The sequence below is a fragment of the Actinoallomurus acaciae genome (assembly GCF_042429965.1).
In the GTDB taxonomy this organism is placed as follows: Bacteria; Actinomycetota; Actinomycetes; order Streptosporangiales; family Streptosporangiaceae; genus Actinoallomurus; species Actinoallomurus acaciae.
Window position 1 is genome coordinate 1 of record NZ_JBHLZP010000055.1, and the last position, 23,110, is coordinate 23,110.

Annotated in this window: 23 protein-coding genes and 1 pseudogene; 13 read left to right on the top strand and 11 right to left on the bottom strand. The window is 70.0% G+C overall.

The window, feature by feature from the left end; all coding sequences use genetic code 11:
• The 3 genes and pseudogenes from ACFFNX_RS10485 to ACFFNX_RS10495 form a co-directional block, all read left to right on the top strand.
• The coding region (locus ACFFNX_RS10485) for a hypothetical protein (RefSeq protein ID WP_378198641.1) at positions 1 to 616 on the top strand (616 nt) is incomplete at its 5' end.
• Positions 591 to 1,324 (top strand): annotated as a pseudogene (locus tag ACFFNX_RS10490) (IS5 family transposase). The gene ACFFNX_RS10485 and the pseudogene ACFFNX_RS10490, both read left to right, overlap by 26 nt.
• A 221-nt stretch (positions 1,325 to 1,545) precedes the next feature.
• Positions 1,546 to 1,689 carry a hypothetical protein gene (locus ACFFNX_RS10495; RefSeq protein WP_378198644.1) on the top strand — a complete coding sequence of 48 codons (144 nt, stop codon included), beginning with the start codon at positions 1,546 to 1,548 and terminating at the stop codon, positions 1,687 to 1,689.
• A 284-nt stretch (positions 1,690 to 1,973) separates the two neighbouring features.
• Here the strand turns inward: ACFFNX_RS10495 and ACFFNX_RS10500 are convergent, their stop codons facing one another.
• Positions 1,974 to 2,336, bottom strand: coding sequence for a roadblock/LC7 domain-containing protein (locus ACFFNX_RS10500; protein WP_378198647.1), 363 nt, complete (start codon positions 2,334 to 2,336; stop codon positions 1,974 to 1,976).
• A gap of 209 nt (positions 2,337 to 2,545) precedes the next feature.
• A complete protein-coding gene (locus ACFFNX_RS10505) occupies positions 2,546 to 2,911 on the bottom strand; it encodes a hypothetical protein (RefSeq protein ID WP_378198650.1) in 366 nt (121 codons plus the stop codon).
• Between the two features lie 458 nt (positions 2,912 to 3,369).
• Between ACFFNX_RS10505 and ACFFNX_RS10510 the strand changes: the two genes are divergently transcribed.
• A complete protein-coding gene (locus ACFFNX_RS10510; protein ID WP_378198653.1) occupies positions 3,370 to 4,164 on the top strand; it encodes a hypothetical protein in 795 nt (264 codons plus the stop codon).
• Between the two features lie 188 nt (positions 4,165 to 4,352).
• Entirely contained in the window at positions 4,353 to 4,583 is a 231-nt protein-coding gene (locus ACFFNX_RS10515) for a hypothetical protein (protein ID WP_378198656.1), read from the top strand.
• A 40-nt stretch (positions 4,584 to 4,623) separates the two neighbouring features.
• On the opposite strand, the gene ACFFNX_RS10520 is transcribed toward ACFFNX_RS10515, so the two are convergent.
• A complete protein-coding gene (locus tag ACFFNX_RS10520) occupies positions 4,624 to 4,914 on the bottom strand; it encodes a hypothetical protein (protein ID WP_378198659.1) in 291 nt (96 codons plus the stop codon).
• Between the two features lie 316 nt (positions 4,915 to 5,230).
• Between ACFFNX_RS10520 and ACFFNX_RS10525 the strand changes: the two genes are divergently transcribed.
• Positions 5,231 to 6,619, top strand: a complete 1,389-nt coding sequence (locus ACFFNX_RS10525; protein WP_378198662.1) for a glycine--tRNA ligase — start codon at positions 5,231 to 5,233, stop codon at positions 6,617 to 6,619.
• Positions 6,620 to 6,650: 31 nt separating this feature from the next.
• Here ACFFNX_RS10525 and gad read toward each other — a convergent pair whose 3' ends face one another.
• From gad to ACFFNX_RS10540, 3 genes are all read right to left on the bottom strand, one after another.
• Positions 6,651 to 8,054: a glutamate decarboxylase gene (gad, locus tag ACFFNX_RS10530; protein ID WP_378198665.1), complete on the bottom strand. Its 1,404-nt coding sequence runs from the start codon at positions 8,052 to 8,054 to the stop codon at positions 6,651 to 6,653.
• 150 nt (positions 8,055 to 8,204) lie between these two features.
• Positions 8,205 to 9,365: a sialidase family protein gene (locus ACFFNX_RS10535; protein ID WP_378198668.1), complete on the bottom strand. Its 1,161-nt coding sequence runs from the start codon at positions 9,363 to 9,365 to the stop codon at positions 8,205 to 8,207.
• A 70-nt stretch (positions 9,366 to 9,435) separates the two neighbouring features.
• On the bottom strand, positions 9,436 to 11,235 hold the full coding sequence (locus ACFFNX_RS10540) for an exo-alpha-sialidase (RefSeq protein ID WP_378198671.1): 1,800 nt from the start codon (positions 11,233 to 11,235) through the stop codon (positions 9,436 to 9,438).
• Between the two features lie 55 nt (positions 11,236 to 11,290).
• Between ACFFNX_RS10540 and ACFFNX_RS10545 the strand changes: the two genes are divergently transcribed.
• Together ACFFNX_RS10545 and ACFFNX_RS10550 are read left to right on the top strand one after the other, a co-directional pair.
• Positions 11,291 to 11,917, top strand: coding sequence for a hypothetical protein (locus ACFFNX_RS10545; RefSeq protein ID WP_378198674.1), 627 nt, complete (start codon positions 11,291 to 11,293; stop codon positions 11,915 to 11,917).
• Between the two features lie 75 nt (positions 11,918 to 11,992).
• The gene (locus tag ACFFNX_RS10550; RefSeq protein ID WP_378198677.1) at positions 11,993 to 12,904 is read left to right on the top strand and encodes an alpha/beta hydrolase; all 912 of its coding nucleotides are present in this window, start codon (positions 11,993 to 11,995) and stop codon (positions 12,902 to 12,904) included.
• A 506-nt stretch (positions 12,905 to 13,410) separates the two neighbouring features.
• Here the strand turns inward: ACFFNX_RS10550 and ACFFNX_RS10555 are convergent.
• A complete protein-coding gene (locus ACFFNX_RS10555) occupies positions 13,411 to 15,045 on the bottom strand; it encodes a hypothetical protein (RefSeq protein ID WP_378198681.1) in 1,635 nt (544 codons plus the stop codon).
• A 156-nt stretch (positions 15,046 to 15,201) separates the two neighbouring features.
• Between ACFFNX_RS10555 and ACFFNX_RS10560 the strand changes: the two genes are divergently transcribed.
• From ACFFNX_RS10560 to ACFFNX_RS10575, 4 genes are all read left to right on the top strand, one after another.
• The gene (locus ACFFNX_RS10560) at positions 15,202 to 15,753 is read left to right on the top strand and encodes an RNA polymerase sigma factor (RefSeq protein WP_378198684.1); all 552 of its coding nucleotides are present in this window, start codon (positions 15,202 to 15,204) and stop codon (positions 15,751 to 15,753) included.
• Positions 15,750 to 16,646 (top strand): hypothetical protein, encoded by an 897-nt coding sequence (locus ACFFNX_RS10565; protein WP_378198686.1) that lies wholly within the window; start codon positions 15,750 to 15,752, stop codon positions 16,644 to 16,646. Before ACFFNX_RS10560 ends, ACFFNX_RS10565 begins: the two co-directional genes overlap by 4 nt.
• A 108-nt stretch (positions 16,647 to 16,754) precedes the next feature.
• The gene (locus tag ACFFNX_RS10570) at positions 16,755 to 17,192 is read left to right on the top strand and encodes a MarR family winged helix-turn-helix transcriptional regulator (RefSeq protein ID WP_378198689.1); all 438 of its coding nucleotides are present in this window, start codon (positions 16,755 to 16,757) and stop codon (positions 17,190 to 17,192) included.
• Positions 17,192 to 18,904, top strand: a complete 1,713-nt coding sequence (locus ACFFNX_RS10575; RefSeq protein ID WP_378198692.1) for an MFS transporter — start codon at positions 17,192 to 17,194, stop codon at positions 18,902 to 18,904. Before ACFFNX_RS10570 ends, ACFFNX_RS10575 begins: the two co-directional genes overlap by 1 nt.
• A gap of 6 nt (positions 18,905 to 18,910) precedes the next feature.
• On the opposite strand, the gene ACFFNX_RS10580 is transcribed toward ACFFNX_RS10575, so the two are convergent.
• Positions 18,911 to 19,618 carry a DJ-1/PfpI family protein gene (locus ACFFNX_RS10580; protein ID WP_378198695.1) on the bottom strand — a complete coding sequence of 236 codons (708 nt, stop codon included), beginning with the start codon at positions 19,616 to 19,618 and terminating at the stop codon, positions 18,911 to 18,913.
• A complete protein-coding gene (locus ACFFNX_RS10585) occupies positions 19,618 to 20,553 on the bottom strand; it encodes a GlxA family transcriptional regulator (RefSeq protein ID WP_446678510.1) in 936 nt (311 codons plus the stop codon). Before ACFFNX_RS10585 ends, ACFFNX_RS10580 begins: the two co-directional genes overlap by 1 nt.
• Positions 20,554 to 20,757: 204 nt before the next feature.
• Here ACFFNX_RS10585 and ACFFNX_RS10590 point away from each other — a divergent pair, with 204 nt between their 5' ends.
• Positions 20,758 to 21,573: an SAM-dependent methyltransferase gene (locus tag ACFFNX_RS10590; RefSeq protein WP_378198701.1), complete on the top strand. Its 816-nt coding sequence runs from the start codon at positions 20,758 to 20,760 to the stop codon at positions 21,571 to 21,573.
• Between the two features lie 19 nt (positions 21,574 to 21,592).
• Here ACFFNX_RS10590 and ACFFNX_RS10595 read toward each other — a convergent pair whose 3' ends face one another.
• Both ACFFNX_RS10595 and ACFFNX_RS10600 read right to left on the bottom strand, forming a co-directional pair.
• Positions 21,593 to 22,333, bottom strand: coding sequence for an SDR family oxidoreductase (locus tag ACFFNX_RS10595; protein ID WP_378198704.1), 741 nt, complete (start codon positions 22,331 to 22,333; stop codon positions 21,593 to 21,595).
• 32 nt (positions 22,334 to 22,365) lie between these two features.
• Positions 22,366 to 23,097, bottom strand: a complete 732-nt coding sequence (locus ACFFNX_RS10600) for a TetR/AcrR family transcriptional regulator (RefSeq protein ID WP_378198707.1) — start codon at positions 23,095 to 23,097, stop codon at positions 22,366 to 22,368.
• Positions 23,098 to 23,110 lie beyond the last annotated feature (13 nt).

The window sequence follows — 23,110 nt, forward strand, 5'->3', positions numbered from 1 at the left end:
CCGGGCCGCGGACCGGCCGCACCGGGGCCGCTGGCGGTGGCCGGCCGCGATCACCGTGTCCGGGGCGTTCGCGCTGCTGATCGGCCTGCCCGTGCTACCGCTGCGCACGGACAACGCGCTCCGCTCGATCAGCCCCCAACTGCTGGAGACCTACGGCTGGCCCGCCTTCGTCCGCCAGGTCACGGCGGCGGCCGACACCCTGCCGCCCGGCTCCGGCATCTTCACCAGCAACTACGGCGAGGCCGGGGCGCTGACCATCCTCGGCCCGCATGCGGGCCTGCGGGTGCCGGTGTCCAGCGGGCACAACGGCTACATGCTGTGGGGCCCGCCCTCGGGGACGACCCCGGAGACCGTACTGTGCGTGGGCGAGTTCGACGCCGCCTACCTGCGCCGGACCTGGTCCGACGTGCGGGAGATCGCGCCCATCACCATGCCCGGCGGCGTCGTGAACGAGGAGACCGCCCGGCACGCGGCGATCTACCTGTCGGCGACCACATGGCGACTGGGCGCAGATCTGGCCGGGGCTACGCCACCTCGACTAGGTCGTGTTTTGTGGATCTTGGGTGGTGAGTGTGGGTTGATGGCGTGTCATCGTGCGTCGTCATGGGTTGAGTGATGCCGCTTGGGTGCGGATCGAGCCGTTGTTGCCTGCTCATCCGCCTCGGGGTGGGCGGTGGCGGGATCGCGTGGAAGATCCGCACGGGAGCCGATTGGACATGAGCGGGCGTGCGTGGACTCCACCATCGTGCGCGCTCATCAGCATGCCGCCGGCGCCCGCAAAAAGGGGACACCGCCGGGACGAAACGGGCAGCAAGGTCACCAAACGGACCGGGCGCTCGGACGATCCCGGGGCGGGCTGACCACCAAGATCCATCTGGCCTGTGATGGACGCGGCCTGCCGCTGTCGTTCGTGATCACGGGCGGCAATATCAACGATTGCACCCGTCTGATCGAGGTCATCGAAGCGATCCGCATTCCCCGTACTCACGTGGGGCGGCCGCGTGTCCGGCCGTTGCGTGTCATCGCGGACATGGGCTGTTCGACGAACAAAATCCGTCTCTACCTGCGACGCCGCCGGATCGCCCACACCATTCCTGAACGTCGTGACCGGCTTGCCGCCCGTGCCCGGCACCGATGGCGTCGCTGCGGCTTCGACCGTGAGATCTACCGGCGCCGCAACGTCGTCGAACGCCGCTTCAACCAGCTCAAACGCTTCCGTGGACTCGCCACCCGCTATGAAAAACTCGCCGCTCACTACCGGGCCGCCGTCACCATCGCCAGCCTCATCCTGTGGATCAACCAAGATCCACAAAACGCGCGCTAGCTTCCCGGCCCAGCGGGACGTCGAGGAGGTGGCGGTCGCCGGCGACCTCGCGTGTGGCCTCCGCTGTCGCGTGCCACAGTCGGCCGGTCTGCCGTCCGTACCGCAACGGGCACTCGACCGCGCCGTTCCCGACTCGGGGACGATCCACGAACGACCTCGAGCGGGCTGATCTTCGCGCGCCGCTCCCTGACCCGGTCGGCGATCCGAATCATCTCCGCACCGTGGAGTATGTCCGGTCGACCCTTGGTGAGGTGGCCTGGCAGGACGGCCTCACCCCGGAGCCGCCCGCCGACGAGCGCATCCCGAACCCCTGCACCGCGTTCGACGGTGGCGACGAACGGCACCGCGCCCGGCAGGACACCTGACGGCCTCGGCCGGCGCGGGCGGAGCCGGTCCGTGCGGGCGGAGCCGGTCTGTACGAACGGAGCGGGTCTGTACGAACGGAGTTGGTCCGTACGAACAGAGCGGGTCCGTACGGGTGGAGCGGGTCCGTACGGGTGGAGCGGGTCCGTACGGGTGGAGCGGGTCCGTACGGGTGGAGCGGGTCTGTACGAACGGAGCCGGTCCGTACGAACGGAGCGGGTCCGTACGAGCGGAGCCGGTCCGTACGGGCGGGATCTCGCCGGTACGGACCGGGTTCGGCGCCGGCTCAGCCGAGGATGTCGGCGAGCCGGCTGACGGCCGGGCGTGACTGGAGGTGGAGGCGGACGATGTCGAGCCCCTCGTCGCCGAGGACGACGAGCAGGCTGCGGTCGCGGATCGCGTACACGACGATGTGACCGCTCTGGCAGCGGGTGACGACCTCACGGAGTTCGCCCATACCGACCTCGTTGCTGGTGCTCTTGCCCAGCCCGAGCGCCGCCGCCGCGAGGGCGGCGAGTACGTCCGGGCGGACCTTGTCGGTGTCGGACGCGATGAGCATGCCGTCCACCGACGCGACCGCGCTATCCCTCACCCCGACGACCTGCTCACGCAGGGCGTACAGCTCACTGAGCACCGATTCTTGGTTCATCCCCTGTCCTTCGTGACGCTTGTCGAGAGCGGCTTTGCCGCCCTGGACGCACAGTGCGCGGACATCGCGGGAAGACGTCGTGTCACCAGTGTGGCGACCTCCCCCGATGCCGCCGAGCCGCGGTGGCCGGTTCGGCCAGACGCGCCGGTGCCCCGGGCCTGTCTCGGAGCCCCGCCGTCCCGCCAGGGCGGCGGGGCCCGAGACAGGCGTTAGATGCTGACCTCGCCTTCGATGCGCCGCAGGCCGTGCCGGGCGAGCGCCAGGTTGGCACGCTCACGGTCCAGGGCCAGGTAGAAGAACAACTGGCTGCCACCCCGGCTGAGCAGCCGGATCACGTGGTACTGCCGGTCGAGCGTGATCAGGATGTCCTCGATGGAGTCCTTGATGCCCAGGGCCTCGAGCGTACGGGCCTTGGCGCGGACGACCTCGGTGTTGCCCGCGGCGGCGACCTCAAGGTCGAGGTCGCGGCCACCGCCGCTGATGCCGAGCGTCATTCCGCTCTCGTAGTCGACGAGTGCGACGCCGAGGGCGCCGTCGATCGTCATGGCTTCCTTGAGCGCTGTTTCGATATTCATCGAGCCTCCCACCCCGTGAACCGCCCGTCCGAACGTTCCCCTTGAACGAATCAACGTCCGTGACACCCGCTCGGCGGGCTTTTGTACCGGAAGGAGCAACGTACAGCTCCTGATAGCGACATGTCGGGCATTTCGTACGACTGGGCATGTTTGACACAGCACCTGACATGCGGTTTTGTTCGGAAGTAGTTTTCGGCTGACCGGATTGTCATGGTCGGACGGGCGGATTTCGGTGGCGAATCTGGCATGATGACTGCCACCGGTTGTTCCCGAAACATCCCTTGAACTCCTGTTCCCGATGGATGGCCGATGTGACTGAGCTTGTATCGCCCGCCGAGCCGCACGGAGGCGCTGCGGCGTCTTCTCCCAGGTCAGGGATCCTCTCCACGGCTCTCACACGTCGCGGCCGGGAACTGTTCTCCGGAACCCTCCGTTTCCTCGGCGGCCAGAGTGGCGAGGTGACCATGCGGGACGGCATGGTCCTCGCGGCCTCCACCCCGGTCGCGCCGGGGATCGAGTCGCTGATCCTGCGGTCCGGCCGTGTCTCGGAGGCCGACTGGAGCACCGTGTTCACCGAGGCCGCCCCGTACGGCCGGCTGGCGGACGAACTGATCGCCCGCGGGCTGCTGGGCGCGGCGGCCGTCGAGGTGCTGACCCAGACCGCCGTCTTCGACGCGATCTTCGCGATCGCGCTGGGCGGGGTCACCTCCTGCACGGCCGAACAGGCGGCACCCGATGACCTGCCGCCGCTGCTGCCCGCCGACCCCGGCCTGGAGACCGACCGCGTCGTACGGGAGACCCATCGCCGGCTGGAGGCGGCCGCGGGCTGGCAGGCGTTCGGCCTGTCGATCCACAGCCGGCCCGCTCCCGTGGAGGCCGAGCGGAGCCCGGCCCTCGCTCCGAGCCGCGAGGCGATCCTCGCGACGGTCAACGGCCGCGTGTCGACACGCGACATCGCCTTCAGCCTCGGCCGCGGGCTCTACTCCGTCCTGTCCGACCTGGCGATCCTGCTGAAGGACGGCCTGGTCACCATCGACCCGCCGGTGTCCGGCCGTGCCGGAACCCAGGACGGCGCGGTACGGCTGGAGGACATCCTGGCCGACGAACCACGGATCGAAGCGCCGGACGACGGCCCGCCGCCGGAGTCCCCCCGGGAGCCGGACCCCGGACCGCCGGAGAAGGCCGTCGCCGGTCTGCCACGCCGCCGCAGGCGCCGTGGCAGGAAGTCCGCCACGACCAAGGACGACACGTAGATCCCGATGAGGAACGCGGACGGCCCGGCAGACCGGCCCCCTGCTCCGCTCTCGGCCCGCCCTGCGCCCTCGGCTGATCGCCGCGAGGCGAACGGCCGCGTCGCCGCCCACCCCGAGGAGGCCCGGCAGACGTGGCTCTCCTCGCCGGGCGGCCGGTGCCAACGCGTGGAGGTGAACACCTCGCGACCATGCTCGGCCCGCGTGCGGGCCTGCGGGTGCCGGTGTCCAGCGGGCACAACGGCCACATGCTGTGGGGCCCGCCCTCGGGGACGACCCCGGAGACCGTACTGTGCGTGGGTGAGTTCGACGCCGCCTACCTGCGCCGGACCTGGTCCGATGTACGGGAGATCGCGCCCATCACCATGCCCGGCGGCGTCGTGAACGAGGAGACCGCCCGGCACGCGGCGATCTACCTGTAACGACATGACGACTGGTCTGGCCGGGGCTACGCCACCTCGACTAGGGCCCGCGGAAGTGGCGGCGGGCCAGCCAGATGGTGAGGTGACGGGCGATCTGACCGCGGTCGGTCTGAACGCTGAGTTCGTGCTCGCGTCGCCGGGCGTCGCGGTATTCGACCTCATAGGTCCCGTCGTCGAGGAGGGACACCGAGGCGTACCAGGTGGCTTCCTGGTCGACGGTGTTCAGTTCTGTGAACAGCATGAACAAGGAATCTTCGGACGGATCGTCGACGTGGTCGCCGTTTTCGGTGTCGGCGATGTAGTAGTCGGCGCCCGTCGATTCCTCCGTCACGCTCGGCCGGTCGCAGGCTGAGGATCCACCGGCAGCGACCGTCGGACAAGGAGAGCTGACATGACGACTGAAGGCATCGAGGCAGTGTTCCTGACCACCCACAGCTGAGGGAAGGCGGCGAAGTGAGCGCGGAGGCCGCGGTGCTGGTGCGTGTGACACTCCAGTGACGTCACGTGGCGTTTCGGGGCGTGGCATCACCGGTGGTGTCCTAAGCTGATCCTGGGCGCCGAGGCCGTCACCGCAGGTCGGTGAGGTCGGGCGCCATACGTCGTATTGTGCGGAAAACCGCCGACCGCCAGCCGGATGGAGATCACTCATGGCCCGTCGTTCCGATGTGATGGAGACGATCGTCAACCTCAGCAAGCGCCGGGGTCTGGTCTTTCCCTCCAGCGAGATCTACGGCGGGCTGCGGGCGTCCTGGGACTACGGGCCGCTCGGCGTCGAGCTGAAGAACAACGTCAAGCGCCAGTGGTGGAAGTCGATGGTGCAGGGCCGTGACGACGTCGTCGGGCTCGACTCCTGCGTGATCCTCGGACGCGAGGTGTGGGAGTCCAGCGGCCACGTACGCGAGTTCACCGACCCGCTGACCGAGTGTCAGTCGTGTCACAAGCGGCACCGCGCCGACCACCTCGTCGAGGCGTACGAGGCCAAGCACGGCAAGGCTCCGGAGAACGGCCTGGCCGACCTCGTCTGCCCCGACTGCGGCACGCGTGGCGCGTTCACCGAGCCCCGGGAGTTCAGCGGGCTGCTCAAGACCTATCTCGGCCCGGTCCAGGACGAGTCCGGCCTGGCGTACCTGCGGCCCGAGACGGCGCAGGGCATCTTCATCAACTACTCGCTGGTGCAGCAGGCCGCGCGGCGCAAGCCGCCGTTCGGCATCGGCCAGATCGGCAAGTCGTTCCGCAACGAGATCACGCCGGGCAACTTCATCTTCCGTACGCGCGAGTTCGAGCAGATGGAGATGGAGTTCTTCGTCGAGCCGGGCAGCGACGAGGAATGGCACCAGTACTGGATCGACACCCGCTTCCAGTGGTACGTCGACCTGGGCATCAACAAGGAGAACCTCCGGCTGTACGAGCACCCGAAGGAGAAGCTCGCCCACTACGCCAAGCGCACCGTGGACGTGGAGTACCGCTTCGACTTCCCGGGCAGCGAGTGGGGCGAGCTGGAGGGCGTCGCGAACCGCACCGACTACGACCTGTCCACCCACGGCAAGCACTCCGGTCAGGACCTGTCCTACTTCGACCAGGAGAAGAACGAACGGTACGTCCCGTGGGTGATCGAGCCGGCGGCCGGCGTCGACCGGTGCGTGCTGACGTTCATGATGGACGCCTACAGCGAGGACGAGGCGCCGAACGCCAAGGGCAAGATGGAAAAGCGCGTGGTCATGCGCCTGGACCACCGCCTCGCGCCGGTCAAGGTCGCGGTGCTGCCGCTGTCGCGCAACGCCGACCTGTCGCCGAAGGCGCGTGACCTGGCCGCCCAGCTCCGCCGCAACTGGAACGTCGAGTTCGACGACGCGGGCGCGATCGGCCGCCGCTACCGCCGCCAGGACGAGATCGGCACGCCGTACTGCGTGACCGTCGACTTCGACACCCTCGACGACAACGCCGTGACCGTACGCGAGCGCGACTCGATGGCCCAGGAGCGCATCGCCCTCGACCAGGTTGAGGCCTTCCTCGCCACCCGCCTCCTCGGCTGCTGAGACGCGTGGAGAGCGCCCCCGGCGAGCGGCGTCAGTGGTGGAAGCTCGGAGCGTCCTCCGGGCCGATCATCGGACCCGGCTGTTTGCGCAGCCACGGCAGCAGGTTCTGCAGGTCATCGATCAGGCGGTCGGCCAGGTCGAGCGAGAACCCGTTGCGGCACACGATCCGCAGCACCGCGAGGTCCTGGCGGTTCGCCGGGAACGTGTAGGCGGGTACCAGCCAGCCGAACTCCCGTAGCCGCCGCGACACGTCGAAGACGTCGAACTCGGTCACGTCATCGGTGGTGGTGAAGGCGAGCACCGGCAGCTGGTCGCCGCGCGTCAGGAGCCGGAAACAGCCCATCGCCTCGATCCGTCCGGCCAGGTGCGTCGCGACGTCCCGGCAGCACTGCTGGACGGCGCGGAAGCCCTCGTAGCCGAGCCGCAGGAACTTGTAGTACTGCGCGATGACCTGTGCTCCGGGCCGGGAGAAGTTCAGCGCGAACGTCGGCATGTCGCCGCCCAGGTAGTTGACGCGCTCCACCAGCTCCTCGGGCAGCGCCTCCTGGTTCCGCCACAGCGCCCAGCCGACGCCGGGGTACACCAGCCCGTACTTGTGACCAGAGGTGTTGATCGAGGCGACGCGCGGGATCCGGAAGTCCCACTCCAGCTCCGGATCGAGGAACGGGGCGATCATGCCGCCGGACGCACCGTCCACGTGGACGGGCACGTGCAGGCCGGTGCGCTCCTCCAGCGCGTCGAGCGCGGCGCAGATCTCGGCCACCGGTTCGTAGCTGCCGTCCATCGTCGAACCCAGGACGGCGACGACGCCGATGGTGTTCTCGTCGCACAGCTCCACGGCCTGCTCCGCCTCCAGGTGGAACCGGTCGCCCTCCATCGGCGCCAGGCGCGCCTCCACCTCCCAGAAGTTGCAGAACTTCTCCCAGCACACCTGGACGTTCGTGCCCATGACCAGGTTCGGCCGCGCCCCCGCGGCGTAGCGTTCGGCGTTGCGGCGCATCCACCGGCGCTTGAGCGCCATCCCGGCCAGCATGCACGCCTCGCTGGACCCGGTGGTGGAGCAGCCGACGGCGGCGTCGGGCTCCGGCGCGTTCCACAGCTCGGCCAGCATCGCGATGCACCGATGCTCCAGCTCGGCCGTCCGGGGATACTCGTCCTTGTCGACGATGTTCTTGTCGGCGCTCTCGGCCATGAGGGCCGTGGCCTCCGACTCCATCCACGTGGTCACGAACGTGGCCAGGTTCAGGCGTGAGTTCCCGTCCAGCATCAGCTCGTCGTGGATGAGCTGGTACGCCGTTGACGGAGGCATCGGGCCGTCCGGCAGCCGGTGCCGTGGCAGGACCGCGTCAAGGCCGGAGGCCGGGTTCGCCTGGCCGATCAGCGGGTTCACCTGCACCGGCCGCTGCCCGCCCCCGTCACCTTTGTGCAATGTCACGCCTTACTCCCCTCGGTGGATTTCTCGGGGGAGGGAGTATGCCACGCGGCGGATTAAGGAAGGGTTTGCGCGACCACGGCGACGCGGTCCGGCGAGGCGCTCGCCGGGCGCGCTTCGGGGGCGGGCCCGGCGAGGCCGGTGTGGTGTCGGTCAGCAGTGTGCGCCGAGGTCGCCGAGCCGGTACGTCGCGAAGGTCAGTTTCGTGTACGAGGACGTGGTGCCGTTCTCGTAGAAGACGCCGACCCGGTCCTTGCCGACCATGGCCATCGCGGGGTAGCCGGACGGGCCCGCGTTGATCAGTTTCGTGATCGGCCAGGTCGTGCCGCCGTCGCAGCTCAGCCGCAGGGTCAGATTCTCGCGGGCCAGTTGGCTCGCCGGGTTGAGGAACAGCAGCCAGTCGCGGTGTGCGCCCTCCGGGGCGACCCGGATCACGTCGCCGTTGACGTGCGGGTCGATGAGCTGGGGTGCCGCCGCCACCGGGCCGAAGGTCCGGCCGCCGTCGCCGGAGGTGGAGACGAAGCGGTAGCCGCCGACGCTCGGCCGGCTGTTCTGCACGATCGTGCCGTCGGGCAGCTCGACGGCCTTGCTCTCGTCGGTGTTGGCGGCGATCAGTGCGCCGGCGTGCCAGGTCGTGCCCGCGTCGTCGGAGTAGATGTCGGCGGAGTGGGTCAGACCGTCCGCGGCGAGCACGTTGATCGGCTGGATGAGCCGGCCGGTGCTGGTCTGGACGCCGTGGCCGGAGGAGGCGAAGTAGGCATGCCACTCAAGGGCTTTGACCTGCGGGTTCAGGTCGGTCGGGGCGCTCCAGGTGAGGCCGTCGTCGTCGCTGTGCCGGATCTGGAGGTGAAGGGTGTTCGGGTCGGTCGTGTCGTTGGTGCCGGGCTGTCCGGTGGGGAAGCCGACCTTGCCGGCGCTGTAGTTGCAGAAGAGGAAGATCCTTCCGGTGCGGCGCTCCACGATCATGCTGCTGTCGCCGCAGCCCTGGGGACCGGGATAGTCGACGAGGGCCCGGGGCGCGCTCCACGTGGCGCCGCCGTCGGTGCTGCGAACCAGCATCGTGTCGATGTCGTTCGGCAGATCATTGGCCGACCCGTTGCGGCGGTCGTAGGTGAGCAGGATCGTGCCGCGCCGCGTGACGGCGATGGCGGGGATGCGGTAGACGGCCTGGTCCGAGCGGACGGCGATGTCGGTCGGTGGCGGGCCGTCGTGGCGGACGTCAGCCGAGCCGGTGGCCATCGTGGCCGGTACGGCGACCGCGGCGGCGAGCACCCCGGCGATCGCGAAGCGGCTCAATCTGCGCGCGTTGTTCATCGGTGTCTCTCCAGTTCCGGAAGCCGGCGTTCGTCTCCGACGCCGTTTCCTCGGGTGATTCGGGGCCCGGTCACCGCTGCGGAACGATCGTGTTGAGGGGCAGCCGGAGCCGCAGGCCGTGGCGGGCGGTGGCGATCTGGTCGTCGGGCACGGCGCGGTCGTAGACCCGTATGTCGGAGATGGAGCCATGGAACCGGTAGGCGCCGTCGAGGCGCTGGCCGATGTCGATGCCGTCGATGGTGAACTGTTTGCCCAGGGTGACCGATCCGCCGGGGTCGGGCACGGAGGTGGTCTGGCCGTCGACGCTGAGGGTGAGGTTGCCGCCGGTACGGCGCAGGACGACCTCGTGCCACTGCCCGTCGTTGTACGGCTGCGTCGAGTCGACCACGGCCTGGCCGTTCTCGGTCGCGATCACGCCGCGGATGTGCTTGCTCTGCGGTTCGGCCCGCAGCCAGATCTGCGGTGCGCCGCTGCCGACCCGGTACGCCCACAGGATCGTGTGGGTCCCGGTGGTGTCGGCGTAGCGGATCCGCGCCGACCAGGTGAAGTCGCCGGCCCCCAGGTCGAGGGACTGGTTCCACGGCACCTGCACGTAGTCGTCGACGCCGTCGAACTCGCTCGGCGACGTCATCTCGCCGCGGACGTAACCGTTGTTGCCGTGTCCGGACAGGTCGGGCGTTGTCGGGCCGGGTGCGGGTGGTTTGGGCAGGCCTGGGGGAGTGCCGTTTGGGGTGGCGAGGTAGGCGGTGTTGAACCGGGCGAAACGGATCTGCTCGTACGGGCCGGTCTGGCCCGCTTCGTACAGCAGGCCGAGGCGATCGCTACCCAGGTCGACCAGGTCGGAGTAGGCGGACGGGCCCCAGTAGATGACCTTGCCGATCTGCTGGAAGTTCTGGCCGTCGTCGGATGAGGTGCGGATGGCCATGATCTCGCGGGTGACGGGATGGTCCGGGACGGACAGGTAGATCGTGTTTCCGGCGCGCAGCACCGAGCCCTGCACCTTGGGGGCGTCGAGTTTCGGCAGGGTGTGGAACGGTGCGTCGAAGGTCAGGCCGCCGTCGCTGCTGGTGGTGGTGTTGCGGTTGCCGGGGTCGGTGCCGGTGTTGTCGCGGGCGTTGACGTAGATCCGGCCGTCGGCGAGTTCGGTGGTGCTCAGCTCGCCGGGGCTGACGTCGTTGGTCGTACGAGTGTCGTCCGCACCGATCTTCCAGGTGAGCCCGCCGTCGTCGCTGTAGTTGAGATTGCCACCCTGCGGGCCGCCCTTGAGCGCCCCGCCGTCGCCCTCGTGGTTGGCCGGGACGATGAGGCGTCCCTTGTGCGGCCCGTGCTGCAACTGGGTGCCATGCCCGGGACCGGTGGCGTACCAGGAGTTCCACAGCGGCTTGACGACCTCGTCGGTCACGTCACGCGGCGCGGACCAGGTGGCGCCGTCGTCATCGCTGTACTGCGTGAACGGGCGCCGCTTGGTGACGTCGCTCACCGGGTTGTAGGACGTCATCAGCACGATCCGGCCGGTGCGCCGGTCCACGACGGGGGCCGGGTTGTCGCGGGTGTCGCCGTTGCCGGGCAGGACGACCTGGAGGGGTCCCCAGGTGCGTCCGTCGTCGGTGGAGCGCTTGAGCACCACGTCGATGTCGCCGGAGTCGGCGCAGTCGTTGACGCGGCCTTCGGCGAAGGCGAGCAGGGTGCCGTCGTTCGCGCGAACGATGGCGGGGATGCGGAAGCAGCAGTAGTAGCCGTCGGTGTGCTGGGCGAACAGCACCTGTTCGTCGAACTCCGGCGCGGTCCTGGCCGCCGCGGTCACGAACGGCAGCGCCGCGGCGAGGAGCGCCACGACGGCCGTACGTCTGGGGGATCGGAGATGAGCCACGCGGGCCTCTCTTTCCGGGCGTGGGTCTCAGTCGGCCCTCGGATAGGGTCCGGTGGTGACCGATCGCTGGCTCGAGATCGACTGGAAAGCGAATCTCCCCGACAAGCACGCGATCGTGCGTTCCAGGGAAGGCCTGAGATTCGAACAGGTCGCGCTCGAACATCCCGCGATCGATGCGATGCTCGCCGAGTCGCGCCGGCTGTTCGCGAACGGCGGCGCGCTCTTCGCATCGTTCCGGGCGGTCGACGACGACGAGGTGGCCCAGTGGTTCGCCAGCCATAACCGCCTGGAAGAGTACGGGTTCTTCGAGCACTTCCTGACCTCAGAGGCGGTCCGGACCGCGCTGCCGGAGCTGGGTGCGCCGCATCGGCTGGGCAAGAAGTCCTTGGGTTGCGAATGGCTGCCCGGAAACTCTTTCGCCCTGGACGGGATCCTGGCGGCACTGCTGTACGCCGGCGGCTGCTACGAGAAGTTTCATGGCTCACCCGTCGAGGCCAAGCGCATGGCCGGTGATTTCGTCCACGCCATCATCGAGGACCGCTACGACGAATTCCTGATCCATCACACGGAGCGAGCCTGGGCCGGCTTCTTCGACAGATACATTCCCGCGAACAACACCTTCGTCATCGTCGACAAGCGGAACGCGCAGATCACCCTGCTCTGCCTGGCCGACGATGATTAGTGCGGCGATGGCGATGGTCCCACGTCGGTGTCGCCGCAGTCGTTCACGCAGCCTTCGGCAGGTAGGGGGAAGCCCGTGCCCATCGACCCCGTCATCGCCGCGAGACTCGGCTCGGTCACGGACGAGGTGTCCCTCGGCGAGGCCCTCCGGGACCTGACGGCCCGGTACCGCATGCCCGAGGTGAAGATCGAGGAGCGGACCATCGAGGGTCCGCGGGGCCCGATCCGCATCCGCCTCTACCGTCCGATCGGCGCCGGGTCCGCTCGCCGCGGGCTGCTCTGGCTGCACGGAGGCGGCTGGGCCCGGGGCGACCTGGACATGCCGGAGGCGCACGCCGTGGCGGCCGAGCTCGCCGCCGGTCCCGGCGTGGTCGTCGCCTCCGTCGAATACCGGCTCGCCGCCGAGAACAGCCGTTATCCGGTGCCGCTCGACGACGTCCACGCCTCCTGGCGATGGTTCACGGACGCCACCGCCGAACTCGGCACCGACCCCGGGCGGCTGGCGATCGGCGGGTGCAGCGCCGGTGCGAACCTCGCCGCGGGAGCCGCCGCCCGAGCCCGTGACGAGGCCGGGGCCGTCCCCGCCGATCTCCTGCTCGTCTACCCGTTCCTGCACTTCCCGGTGCCCGCGTCGCCCGACGACCTCACCGCCGACCTCGTCGCCCTGCCCGGCCGGATGCGGTTCACCGCCGAGACCGTGCTGACCCTGACCCACGGCTACGTGGGGCGCGTGTCGGACATCCCGGCTCACGCCATGCCCGGCAACGGCGTCGTCGACGGGCTGCCGCCGACCCACATCGTGCTGAGCGAGATCGACGAATTGCGCGCGTCCGGTGAGCTGTTCGCCCGTCAGCTCCGGGAGCGCGGCGTCCCCGTGACCACGATGCTCGCCCGGGGAATGCCCCACGGCCACCTCAACGTGCCCCCGGTCGAGGAGATCCCCGAGATCCGCCGCTCCATCGACTTCCTCGTGGCCGCGCTCGGCTGAAAGTCCGTCGCGGGGACGCCCGCGATCGTGGCATGGACTACCGGCTGGCCCCCTGGGCGCTGACCTGGGCGGCGGCCCGGTACGGAGCTGGTGCTGCGCGCTCGACTCCATCGCCGGCGCCGAGGAGACCGTGGCCCGCGTGGCGGAGTCGCTGGTCGAGTGGCGCGGATGGGCGGAGGATCTCGCGGAGCGGTTCGCCCGCACCGCGGAGGACACGTTCACCGCGCCGGACCGCGACTGAGGAGTGCCGGGCGCCCCCGCGCCGTACGTGCCGCTGGCCCTTACGGGGAAAGCCGGGCGGCAGCGGCGGCAGGGTTCGGTCGAAGCGGTACCCGCTCTTGTCCGCCACGCGGCGATCTCCCAGTACAGCATCGTCTCGTACAACCGTCGTCCCATCAGGTGGACGTCGACCTCGCGTATCTCGATGGCGAAGCGAAAGACCTCGTCCGGCATCGACCGGGCCATCACGTCATCCCGGTCCGCGCTGACGTGATGGCCGCCGGGATCTAGCCGATGCCGTAAGCCCTGATGACCGTCTGGTCGACGACGCCTGCGATGGTTCCGCGTAGCGACACGTATCCGGACGCCGGGTTGTGGACCTGTGCGGTCCAGCCGCTCCCGCTCTTGCGCAGGGCCGTGCTCGTCCAGGTCTTGCCATCGTCGGTCGAGACCTGCAGGGCCGGGGTTCCGTCCGTCCCGTCGGGGGTCACGGTGATCGTCTGGTCCTCGCCCGCGCGGCCGTGGCTGTTCGCGTCGAGCGTCGTGCTGTAGCGCAGCACGGGCAAGGTCACCTGCGCGGCGTCGTCCACGGTGAGGTCCCAGACGATGTGCTGCCGGGTGGCAAGGTCCGACCAGGGCGCAGCGCGGTCCGCGTCCACGGTGAGCGTGTACTTCCCGGATGCCGGGTGTGTCCAGTCGTTCGCGCTGCCGGGCTGATCGCTGGTGGCCACGATCTCGCCGTTCGCGTCCCGCAGGGTCGAGGTGCCGGTCATGTGCGCGTACGGCGCGATCGAGCTCTGCGCGTTCTGGGAGGACAGCATCCGCATCACCAGGGCCGGCTCCTGGCCGGTCTGCCAGTGGATCCAACCGGCCGCCGGGCCGGCGGGCGCCGCGCTCCACTGCCGGGCGTACGGTCCGGCGCTCGGATACCGCTCGGTGCGGTTCCGTACGTCGGTGTCGTCGAAGCCGAACCCGCAGTCCGTGCCGGTGACGTACTCCGCACGCAGCCAGTTCACCCCGGGGGTGATGTATTCGGTGCGGCTGGCGGGCAGCGGTTCTTGGCCGGCCCATCCCTCGACGCTCAGCCCGGTACCCCAGTCGACGCCCGCAGACGTCCCGACGCAGGCCGCTCCGCCCTCACCGGAGTACGCGATCCGCACCGCCGCGAGGTCCCGGGTGCGGACGTTGAGGCTGGGATCGGCCGGGATGCCGTCGCGTGTGGCAGCGATCGCGTACAGGTACGGGCTGGTGTCCGCGCCGTTCTCGGTGAGCTGTGCCTGGAGCCAGAAGGTGAGTTGCGAGTCGTCTCCGGTCGGAGTGATGTAGTTGTCCGGGCCGTCCAGCACGGCGACGGTCTCGACGGTGTCGCCGAGTTTTTGGGTGAGGAGGGCGTCGATGCCGACCGTACGGGCGTCCGAGCGGTCCACGGCGGCATGAATCGGGCGTGCCTTCCGTGCGTCCAGCGTCAGTGACGTGTCGCCGGTGATGGAGACCTTTGACAGGTAGATGAGCGTGGTGGAGGTCGCCCCGTTCCCGTCGGTGGTATTCACGTAAGCCGACACCGCGTACCGCCCGGCGGGCAGCGCGCCCTCGGCGTGGCCGTTCTGCAGGTCAGCGCTCAGCCAGTCACCGCCGTCGAGCGGGATGAAGAGTACCGAGTCGGCGTCGGCGGTGGCCGGCGGCGCCCCGTTCCGGTCGAGTACGTCGATGGTCACCTTGGGGGCCGTGGCGGCGAACGAGCGCGTGCTGAGCGGCTTCGCGCGGCGCATGGGCTTACCGACGAGGTGTGGCTTCGCGAAGCTTTGAGGGCGCCCGTTCTGCGGGGGGACCGGCTGCTTCGGTACGGCGTGGCCCTGCTGGGCGGTACCGGCCGCCAGCATGGCCACGGCTCCCAGGACGACGGCGATTCTTCTGCCTGGCAAGGCATCTCCTCTCATCGGGGACGCCCGTCTGGCGGCCCCGGAGACGTAGGTGTCCGCACCGGCGCCAGAATTTCGTGCGAAATGCTCTGGCTCGTGCGGACACGTAGGGGGCGTAGGACGAACGACCGCACCAGCGCGTGAGCGAGAGGAGAGGGCTTGCAACCCCCCGACGAGAGACGCCGAACCTTCGAGCAGGTCTACGCGGCCTGCCACGACCCGGTCGTCGCGTATGTCCTGCGGCGCGCCGACAGTGCTCACGACGCCGCGGACGTCGTGGCCGAGACGTTCCTGACCGCCTGGCGGCGGCTTGAGGACATGCCTCGGGGTGACGCGGCGCGGCCCTGGCTGTACGGGATCGCGCGGCGGGTCCTGGCGAACCACTACCGGGGCGTACGGCGCCGGTCGGCGCTGAGCGAGCGCCTGGGAGCCGAACTCGCCGCCTCCTACCGGCCCGCCGAATACGACGAGGACCTGACCGAGGTCGCGGCCGCGTTCCGCGCGCTGTCCGACGATGACCGGGAACTGCTCTCGCTGGTCGGCTGGGAGAACTTGGATCCCGGGCAGATCGCGACCGCGCTCGGCTGCTCACGCAACGCCGCACGCATCCGGCTGCATCGGGCGCGCAAGCGCTTCGCCCGCGAACTCCAATCCCGCGCGGCGGCCGAACACACCCCACGAGCGCGTGTCGCGAAGGGAGAACACGCATGAACCACGACGACCTGATCCGGCGGCTCTCGCCCATCACCGATGAGGAGGCCGCCGCCATGGTGAGCACGCGATCCAGAAGCGATCTGGCCGACCACATCATGGACACCCCTGTCGAACACGCTCCAGCGCGGCGACGTCGCCTTCTCACCATCGGTGTGCCGCTGGCCGTGGCCGCCGCCGGTGCTGCGGCGGTGGCCGTCATCGCCACCTCGTCGGGATCGCCCGGTTCCCCCCGCCGGCCGGTGACCAGCGGTCCGCTGAAGGCGCAGCCGGCCGCGCTGACCTTCTCGACGCAGGGCAAGTACCTGGTCGTCAAGGTCAAGGACCCGCTCGCCGACCCCGCGCGGTACAAGAAGGAGTTCGCCGCGCACGGGATGAAGATCAATCTCCTCATGGTCCCCGCCTCGCCGTCGGTCGCCGGGACCGTGGTCATGTCGCAGGACGCCCCCGGGTTCAAGATGATCGACGGTAGGGGGAAGTGCTTCTCCGGCGGCGGCTCCTGCCCGGTCGGAATGAAGATCCCGATCGGCTTCCACGGCAGTGCGACCATCGCCTTCGGCCGCGCCGCGCGACCGGGCGAGCAGTACAACAGCACCAACAGCGCGTTCGCGCCCGGAGAGGCACTGCACTGCGTCGACATCCGAGGCCGCACCGTCGAGGAGGCACTCGCGACACTGAAGAAGCACAACGTGACGGCGCCGATCTTCCGCTACGACGAGGGGAATCAGAGTCACGACGTGGGCCGCGACAAGATCCCCGGCAACTGGTACGTGAACACCGCGGACCCGTGGGCCCCCGGACAGGTCATGCTCTTCGTCCAGCCGACCCGACCGAAAACAGGCGGCCCCCCCGCCGCCTACTACCAACGGCTGATGGCGGACTGCCGCCCTTGACCGACGCGAACGCGGGCGTGCCCGGGGCACGGAGGTCGGCGCACAGTCGCGCTCGCGAATCGCACGTCATGTTGATAAGGCCAGTCTTATCAGGCTAGCCTTATGAATATGACTGATGATCCAGGTATGGAGGACGTCGCCGCGGCGCTGCTCGTGAGCATGAGCATGTTCCGCAGGCGGATGCGGCAGGTTCCGGTCCAAGAAGAGCTCACCCTCCCCGAGACGGCCGCGCTCTCGCGGCTCGACCGTTCCGGGCCGACCACCGCGAGTGCGATGGCCCGCGCCGAGCAGATCAGTCCGCAGTCGATGGGTGCCACGCTCGGCGCCCTCGAATCGCGGGGTCTGGTCGACCGGCGGCCCGATCCCGAGGACGGGCGGCGCGTCGTCCTCTCGGTGACCGAGGCGGGCCGGGCGCTGCTGCGCGACAAACGCACCGCGCGGATTCGGCAGATCGCCCAGGTCCTGGCCGGTGAGTTCACCCCCGAAGAACAGCGGCACCTCATGGCGGCGGCGCCGCTGATCGAGCGTCTCGCGCAGAGCATCTGATGGCGGCCACCACCCGGCCGGGCGAGCCCGACCGGCTCGACGGCGACGACGACGAGCGACCGGGGGACCGGTACAAGTGGGTCGCGCTCGCCAACACGACCGCCGCCGTGTTCATGTCCGTGCTCGACGGCTCCATCGTCCTCATCGCGCTGCCGGCGATCTTCCGCGGCATCCACCTGAACCCGCTCGCGCCCGCCAACGTCGGTTACCTGCTCTGGATGATCATGGGGTACCGGCTCGTCCAGGCGGTCTTCGTCGTCCCCGTCGGGCGGCTCGGCGACATGTACGGCCGGGTGAAGATCTACAACGCCGGGTTCCTCGTCTTCACCGTCGCGTCGGTCCTGCTGTCGTTCGATCCGTTCCAGGGGCGGCACGGGGCGCTGTGGCTGATCGGCTGGCGGATGCTCCAGGCGATCGGCGGCTCCATGCTCACCGCCAACTCCGCCGCGATCCTCACCGACGCGTTCCCCTCGCGGCAGCGCGGTTTCGCGCTCGGCATCAACCAGGTCGCGGGCCTGGCCGGGCAGTTCATCGGCCTGGTGGCCGGGGGAGTGCTGGCGATCTGGGACTGGCGCGCGGTCTTCTGGGTCAACGTCCCGGTCGGCGTCTTCGGCACCCTGTGGGCGTACCTCCGGCTCCGCGACAACGGCGAGCGCAACCCCGGCCGCATCGACTGGTGGGGCAACATCACGTTCGCCGTCGGGCTGAGCGCGGTGCTCGTCGCCATCACCGAGGGCATCCACCCGTACGGCCACCACGCCATGGGCTGGACGAACCCCACGGTGTACGGCGCGCTGATCGGCGGCGTGCTGCTCCTCGTGGTGTTCGCCGTGGTGGAGACCAAGGTGGCGCAGCCGATGTTCCAGATCGGGCTGCTGCGCATCCGGGCGTTCACGGCGGGCAACGCGGCGAGCTTCGCGACCCGCCTCGCGCAGGGCGGCCTGCAGTTCGTCCTGATCATCTGGTTGCAGGGCATCTGGCTGCCCCTGCACGGCTACGACTACAGCGACACGCCCCTGTGGGCCGGCATCTTCCTGCTGCCGCTGACCGGCGGGTTCCTGGTGGCCGGGCCGATCTCGGGGTTGTTGTCGGACCGCTTCGGCGCCCGCGGGTTCGCCACCGCCGGGATGGTGGTGTTCGGCGGGAGCTTCGTCGGGCTGATGCTGCTGCCCGCCGACTTCTCGTACTGGGTGTTCGCCCTGCTCATCGCCGCGAACGGGGTGGGTACGGGCATGTTCAGCTCGCCGAACTCCTCGGCCATCATGAGCAGCGTGCCCGCCCGTCAGCGCGGCGCGGCGTCGGGCATGCGCTCGACGTTCCAGAACTCCGGCACGTCACTGTCGATCGGGGTGTTCTTCTCCCTGATGATCGCGGGCCTGGCGGGCAGCCTGCCGCACACGCTGACCGGCGGCCTTCAGCGGTACGGCGTGTCCGCCGGCGTCGCCCACCAGGTCGGCTCGCTTCCCCCGGTGTCGTCGCTGTTCGCCGCGATCCTCGGCGTGAACCCGATCGAGTCCCTGCTCGCGCCCACCGGCACCCTGCCGACGCTCTCTTCCGGGAATCGCGAGACGCTCACCGGCCGGGAGTTCTTCCCGCACCTGATCGCGACGCCGTTCCACCACGGCCTGGTGGTGGTCTTCGCCGTGTCGGCCGGCCTCGCGGCGCTGGCCGCGGTGGCCTCGCTCCTGCGCGGCCGCAGAGAGGCCCGCTGACGACGCTCACGCGCGGAACGCGCCGATCGCCCGACGCCACAGCACCTGGGGGATGGCGATCGCCTCGCGCGGGTTGGCGCCCGCGCGCAGCAGTTCCGCGCGTGCCTTCCGGCGTACGCGCTCGGCGGCCTTGCTCGGATGGCCGGCGTCGAACGGCGGCCGTGGGTCGTACTCGATGGTGAGCTGGATGATCTCGGCGCGCTCGCGGCCGTGGACCTCGCCGGCCAGCCACAGCGCGAGGTCGATGCCCGCGGACACGCCCGCCGAGGTGACGATCCTTCCCGACCGTACGATCCGCTCGTCCGGTCGCGGTTCGGCGCCCAGCGCGCCGAGTGTCGACTGTACGAGCCAGTGCGTGGTCGCCGGCACCCCGTCCAGGATGCCGGCCGCGGCGAGGATCAGCGCGCCGGAGCAGACCGAGGTCGTCCAGGCGGTCGTCTCGTGCACCCGGCGCAGCCAGCCGGTCAGCTCCTTGTCGGCCATGGCGGTGGCGGTCGCGACGGACGATCCGGGCACCAGCACGATGTCCGGCGCGGGCGTCTCGGCGTAGGAGTGCGTGACGCCGAGGAACAGCACGCCGCTGTCGGCCGCGACCGGTCCGGGCTCGGCGCCGACGAACCGTACCTCCGCGTCCGGCATGAGATGGAACACCTCGTGGGGGCCGAGTGCGTCCAGGGCGGTGACCCCGGGATAGAGCACGATGGCGATCTGCATCAGTGAGCCTCCTGTAGGGGATGGGCGGACCGGAAACGGTCGCGGTAGTCGCCGGGCGCCACGCCGAGCACGCGCAGGAACGCGCGGCGCATGGTCTCGTCGCTGCGGAACCCGCTGCGCCGCGACACGCCCTCCACCGAGAGCGCGGAGTGTTCGAGCAGGTCACGGGCGGCCTCGACGCGTACGCGCTCCACGAACCTCGCCGGGGTGGTGCCGGTCTGCTCGCCGAACAGCCGTCCGAGGTGGCGTTCGGACATGTGCGCGCGCTCGGCCAGCCGCGGCACGCTGTGGTCGGCGGCGGGGTCGGCGGTGATCGCGTCGAGCACCGGGCGCAGCGGCGAGCCGGCCGCGACCCCGTGGTCCAGGCGCGCGGAGAACTGGGACTGCCCGCCGGGCCGTTGCAGGAAGACCACCAGCGCGCGGGCGACGTTCCTGGCCGGTTCCGTGCCGTGGTCGGACTCGACCAGCGCGAGCGCGAGGTCGATGCCGGCGGTCACCCCCGCGGAGGTGTAGACGTTCCCGTCCCGTACGAAGATCCGGTCGGGTTCGACGGTGACGTCCGGATACCTGCGGGCCAGTTCGCCGCACACCAGCCAGTGCGTAGTGGCGGACCGTCCGGCCAGCAGGCCCGCCGCCGCGAGCAGGAACGCGCCGCTGCACACCGAGCACACCCGGCGGGCGCGGCGCGCCAGAGAGCCGATGGCGTCGATGAGCTCCGGCGTGGCCGCGGTGTCGAAACCGAACCCGCCCGCCACGATCAGGGTGTCCACCGGTTCGTCGACGTCGGCGAGCCCGGCGTCCACCTCCAGCCGCAGGCCCGAGTCCGCGCGCACCGACCGGCCGTCCGGCGAGGCCACGAGCAGCCGGTAGCCGTGCCCGGGCAGGCCCATCGTCGCGAGCGAGAACACCTCGGCCGGCCCGACGGCGTCGAGCATCTGGATACCGGGGTAGACGACGAGCAGGACGAGACGATCCGGGGGAGCCACGAGCCCAGCCTCGCCGGTACCGGCCGATGGCGGCAAGGACGGCTAACCCTCGAATTCGGACATCGCGCCCGATGAGCGGAAGCGCCGGTAATCGGTGATCTTGCGCGCCATACTGGTCATGGATATTGATCGATCCCGTACGGAGGGAACCCATTGACGCGGGAACAAAAGACTCCGGTCGACCCGACGAAGGCGAGCATCGCCCGCGTGTACGACGTGTTCCTCGGCGGTAAGGACAACTTCGAGGTCGATCGTGAGGTCGCCGGTCAGGTCATCGAGCAGATTCCGCAGACCCTGCGGTTCGCGCAGGACCATCGCGCCTGGCTGATCCGGGCCGTGCGCTTCCTGTCCAAGGCGGGCATCGACCAGTTCCTCGACTGCGGCTCGGGGCTGCCGACGGCGGAGAACACGCACCAGGCGGTGCAGCGTCTCAACCGTGACGCTCGCGTGGTGTACGTCGACATCGATCCGATCGTCGGCTCCCACGGACGGGCCCTGCTGGAGGAGAACCAGAACACCCGGTTCGTGGTGGGCGACCTCACGCGTCCCCGCGAGCTGCTGAGCGACCCGGCGATCAGCGGTTTTCTGGATCTGACGCGTCCGCTGGGGCTGATCCAGTGCTCGACGATCCACCACGTCGCGGACGAGCAGCACCCGCACGAGATCATGCGGGAGTACGTCGAGCTCCTGCCGTCCGGGTCCTACCTCGCCCTGACGCACTGGCACGATCCCGCGGACGGCAGCGAGGGCAGCCGGATCGCCCAGTACATCTCCGAGGTGTTCAACAACAGTTCGATGGGCTCGGGCAGCTTCCGCAGCCGGGCGGAGATCGAGCGGTTCTTCACCGGCATGGAGTTCGTCGATCCCGGCCTGACCATCCTGCGTGACTGGTGGCCCGACGGCCCGAACCTCACGCCGGCCGACGGGGTCGACCACATCGTCCTCGCGGGTGTCGCGCGAAAGCCGTGACCACGCACGCGGCGCGGTGTCACCCGGGCACGCGGGCGATTTCGGGCCGTTCGGGGCCGTGCGGGATGTCGAAGGTGTCCTCGCCGGTGCGCAGCAGCCGCAGCACCACGGCGGCCACGTAGTCCGGGTGGTGCACCACCATGCCGGGCCGGGGCGTGGCGCCGCCGATCCGGAAGATACCGTTGCCGAACTCCGTCGCGGTGACGGAGGGCAGCAGCAGCGACACCGCGATCCCGTCCCCGGCCAGCTCCTCGCGCAGCACCGCGCTGATCATGTTGACGGCCGACTTCGTCGCCGCGTAGGCGCCGGCGCCGGTCGCCACCCGGCGGGTGGTGCCCGAGCTGATGTTCACGATCCGTCCGAACCGCTGTTCGCGCATGGCCGGCAGCACGGCCTGGGTGACACCGACGAGGGCGGCCACGTTGAGGTCGAGAACCCGGCGGTACTCGGTGAGGTCGACGTCGGCGATCGGGCCGTGGACGGCGGCGCCGGCGTTGTTCACCAGGCCGTCGACGCGCCCGTGCCGGTCGAGGGTGGCGGCGACCAGGTCGCGTACCTGCGCGGGATCGGTCACGTCGGTGGGGAGGGCCAGCGCGCCGCCGAGCTCGTCGCCCAACCCGGCCAGCCGGTCGGCCCGGCGTGCGGCCAGGACGGGAGACGCCCCGGCGGCGTACAGCGCCCGCGCGGTCGCCGCGCCGATACCGGATGACGCGCCCGTGACGATCACCGTCTTACCGATCAGGTTGATGACATCGCTCATGTGATCACATGTACCAGATCGCCGAGCACACGCTAGGGGCGAGCGCCGAGGCCGTTCATGATCAGGTTGAGGGTGAACTCGAACCGGTCCAGGGCGGTGCCGGAGGTCAGCTCGGCCGCGTAGCGCTTGGTGTGGGGGAAGGTGTCGGGCAGCGCGGCGAAGCGGCGTGACAGCTCGTCGCCGTCGGCGGTCCATCCCTCCTGGTCGACGCGCCTGTCGCGCAGGGAGGACTCCAGGCAGAAGGCGTTGACGTAGAGGAACAGGGCGTCGATCGCCCACGCGGCCGTCTGCGGGTCGACGCCTCCCGCCAACGCGATGCCGAGCATGCCCTCGCTGACGCGCAGGGTCTCCACGTTCGTCGGGATCACGGCGAGCGCCGCCAGGGAGATGCCGGGGTAGCGCAGGTACTGATCACGGAGCCGGGTGCAGACGCCGATGATCTGCGTGCGCCAGGTGTGCGGGTCGGGCTCGGGGAGCTCGATCTCGGCGCAGAGCCGCCCGATGAGGAGGTCGTCCAGGTCCTCCTTGTTGACGACGTGGGCGTAGAGCGACGCCGGGCCCGTCTCCAGGGCGCTCGCCACACGCCGCATCGTCAGGGCGCCGTACCCCTCGCGCTCGACGATGCCGAGCGCGGTCTCGATGACGGCGTCGACGGTGATGCGCTTCTTGCGCCCCGCCGACGGGCCGCGACGGTTGGCGCCGGTTTCGTCGGCCAGGGGCTGCTGGTGCCGCGCCGCGCGCCGTCGCTGAGGAGGCGATGCCATGCGCCCCAGTCTA

What these genes read in the sequence shown, in the direction of transcription:
- ACFFNX_RS10585 (WP_446678510.1), bottom strand. Translation starts at nt 20,553, where the DNA reads ATGCTCGACGCCGTCGGGCCGGCCGAGGTGTTCTCGCTCGCGACGATG.
- ACFFNX_RS10570 (WP_378198689.1), top strand. Translation starts at nt 16,755, where the DNA reads ATGACTGATGATCCAGGTATGGAGGACGTCGCCGCGGCGCTGCTCGTG.
- ACFFNX_RS10525 (WP_378198662.1), top strand. Translation starts at nt 5,231, where the DNA reads ATGGCCCGTCGTTCCGATGTGATGGAGACGATCGTCAACCTCAGCAAG.
- ACFFNX_RS10575 (WP_378198692.1), top strand. Translation starts at nt 17,192, where the DNA reads ATGGCGGCCACCACCCGGCCGGGCGAGCCCGACCGGCTCGACGGCGAC.
- ACFFNX_RS10600 (WP_378198707.1), bottom strand. Translation starts at nt 23,097, where the DNA reads ATGGCATCGCCTCCTCAGCGACGGCGCGCGGCGCGGCACCAGCAGCCC.
- ACFFNX_RS10505 (WP_378198650.1), bottom strand. Translation starts at nt 2,911, where the DNA reads ATGAATATCGAAACAGCGCTCAAGGAAGCCATGACGATCGACGGCGCC.
- ACFFNX_RS10500 (WP_378198647.1), bottom strand. Translation starts at nt 2,336, where the DNA reads ATGAACCAAGAATCGGTGCTCAGTGAGCTGTACGCCCTGCGTGAGCAG.
- ACFFNX_RS10565 (WP_378198686.1), top strand. Translation starts at nt 15,750, where the DNA reads ATGAACCACGACGACCTGATCCGGCGGCTCTCGCCCATCACCGATGAG.
- ACFFNX_RS10580 (WP_378198695.1), bottom strand. Translation starts at nt 19,618, where the DNA reads ATGCAGATCGCCATCGTGCTCTATCCCGGGGTCACCGCCCTGGACGCA.
- ACFFNX_RS10515 (WP_378198656.1), top strand. Translation starts at nt 4,353, where the DNA reads ATGCTCGGCCCGCGTGCGGGCCTGCGGGTGCCGGTGTCCAGCGGGCAC.
- ACFFNX_RS10535 (WP_378198668.1), bottom strand. Translation starts at nt 9,365, where the DNA reads ATGAACAACGCGCGCAGATTGAGCCGCTTCGCGATCGCCGGGGTGCTC.
- ACFFNX_RS10595 (WP_378198704.1), bottom strand. Translation starts at nt 22,333, where the DNA reads ATGAGCGATGTCATCAACCTGATCGGTAAGACGGTGATCGTCACGGGC.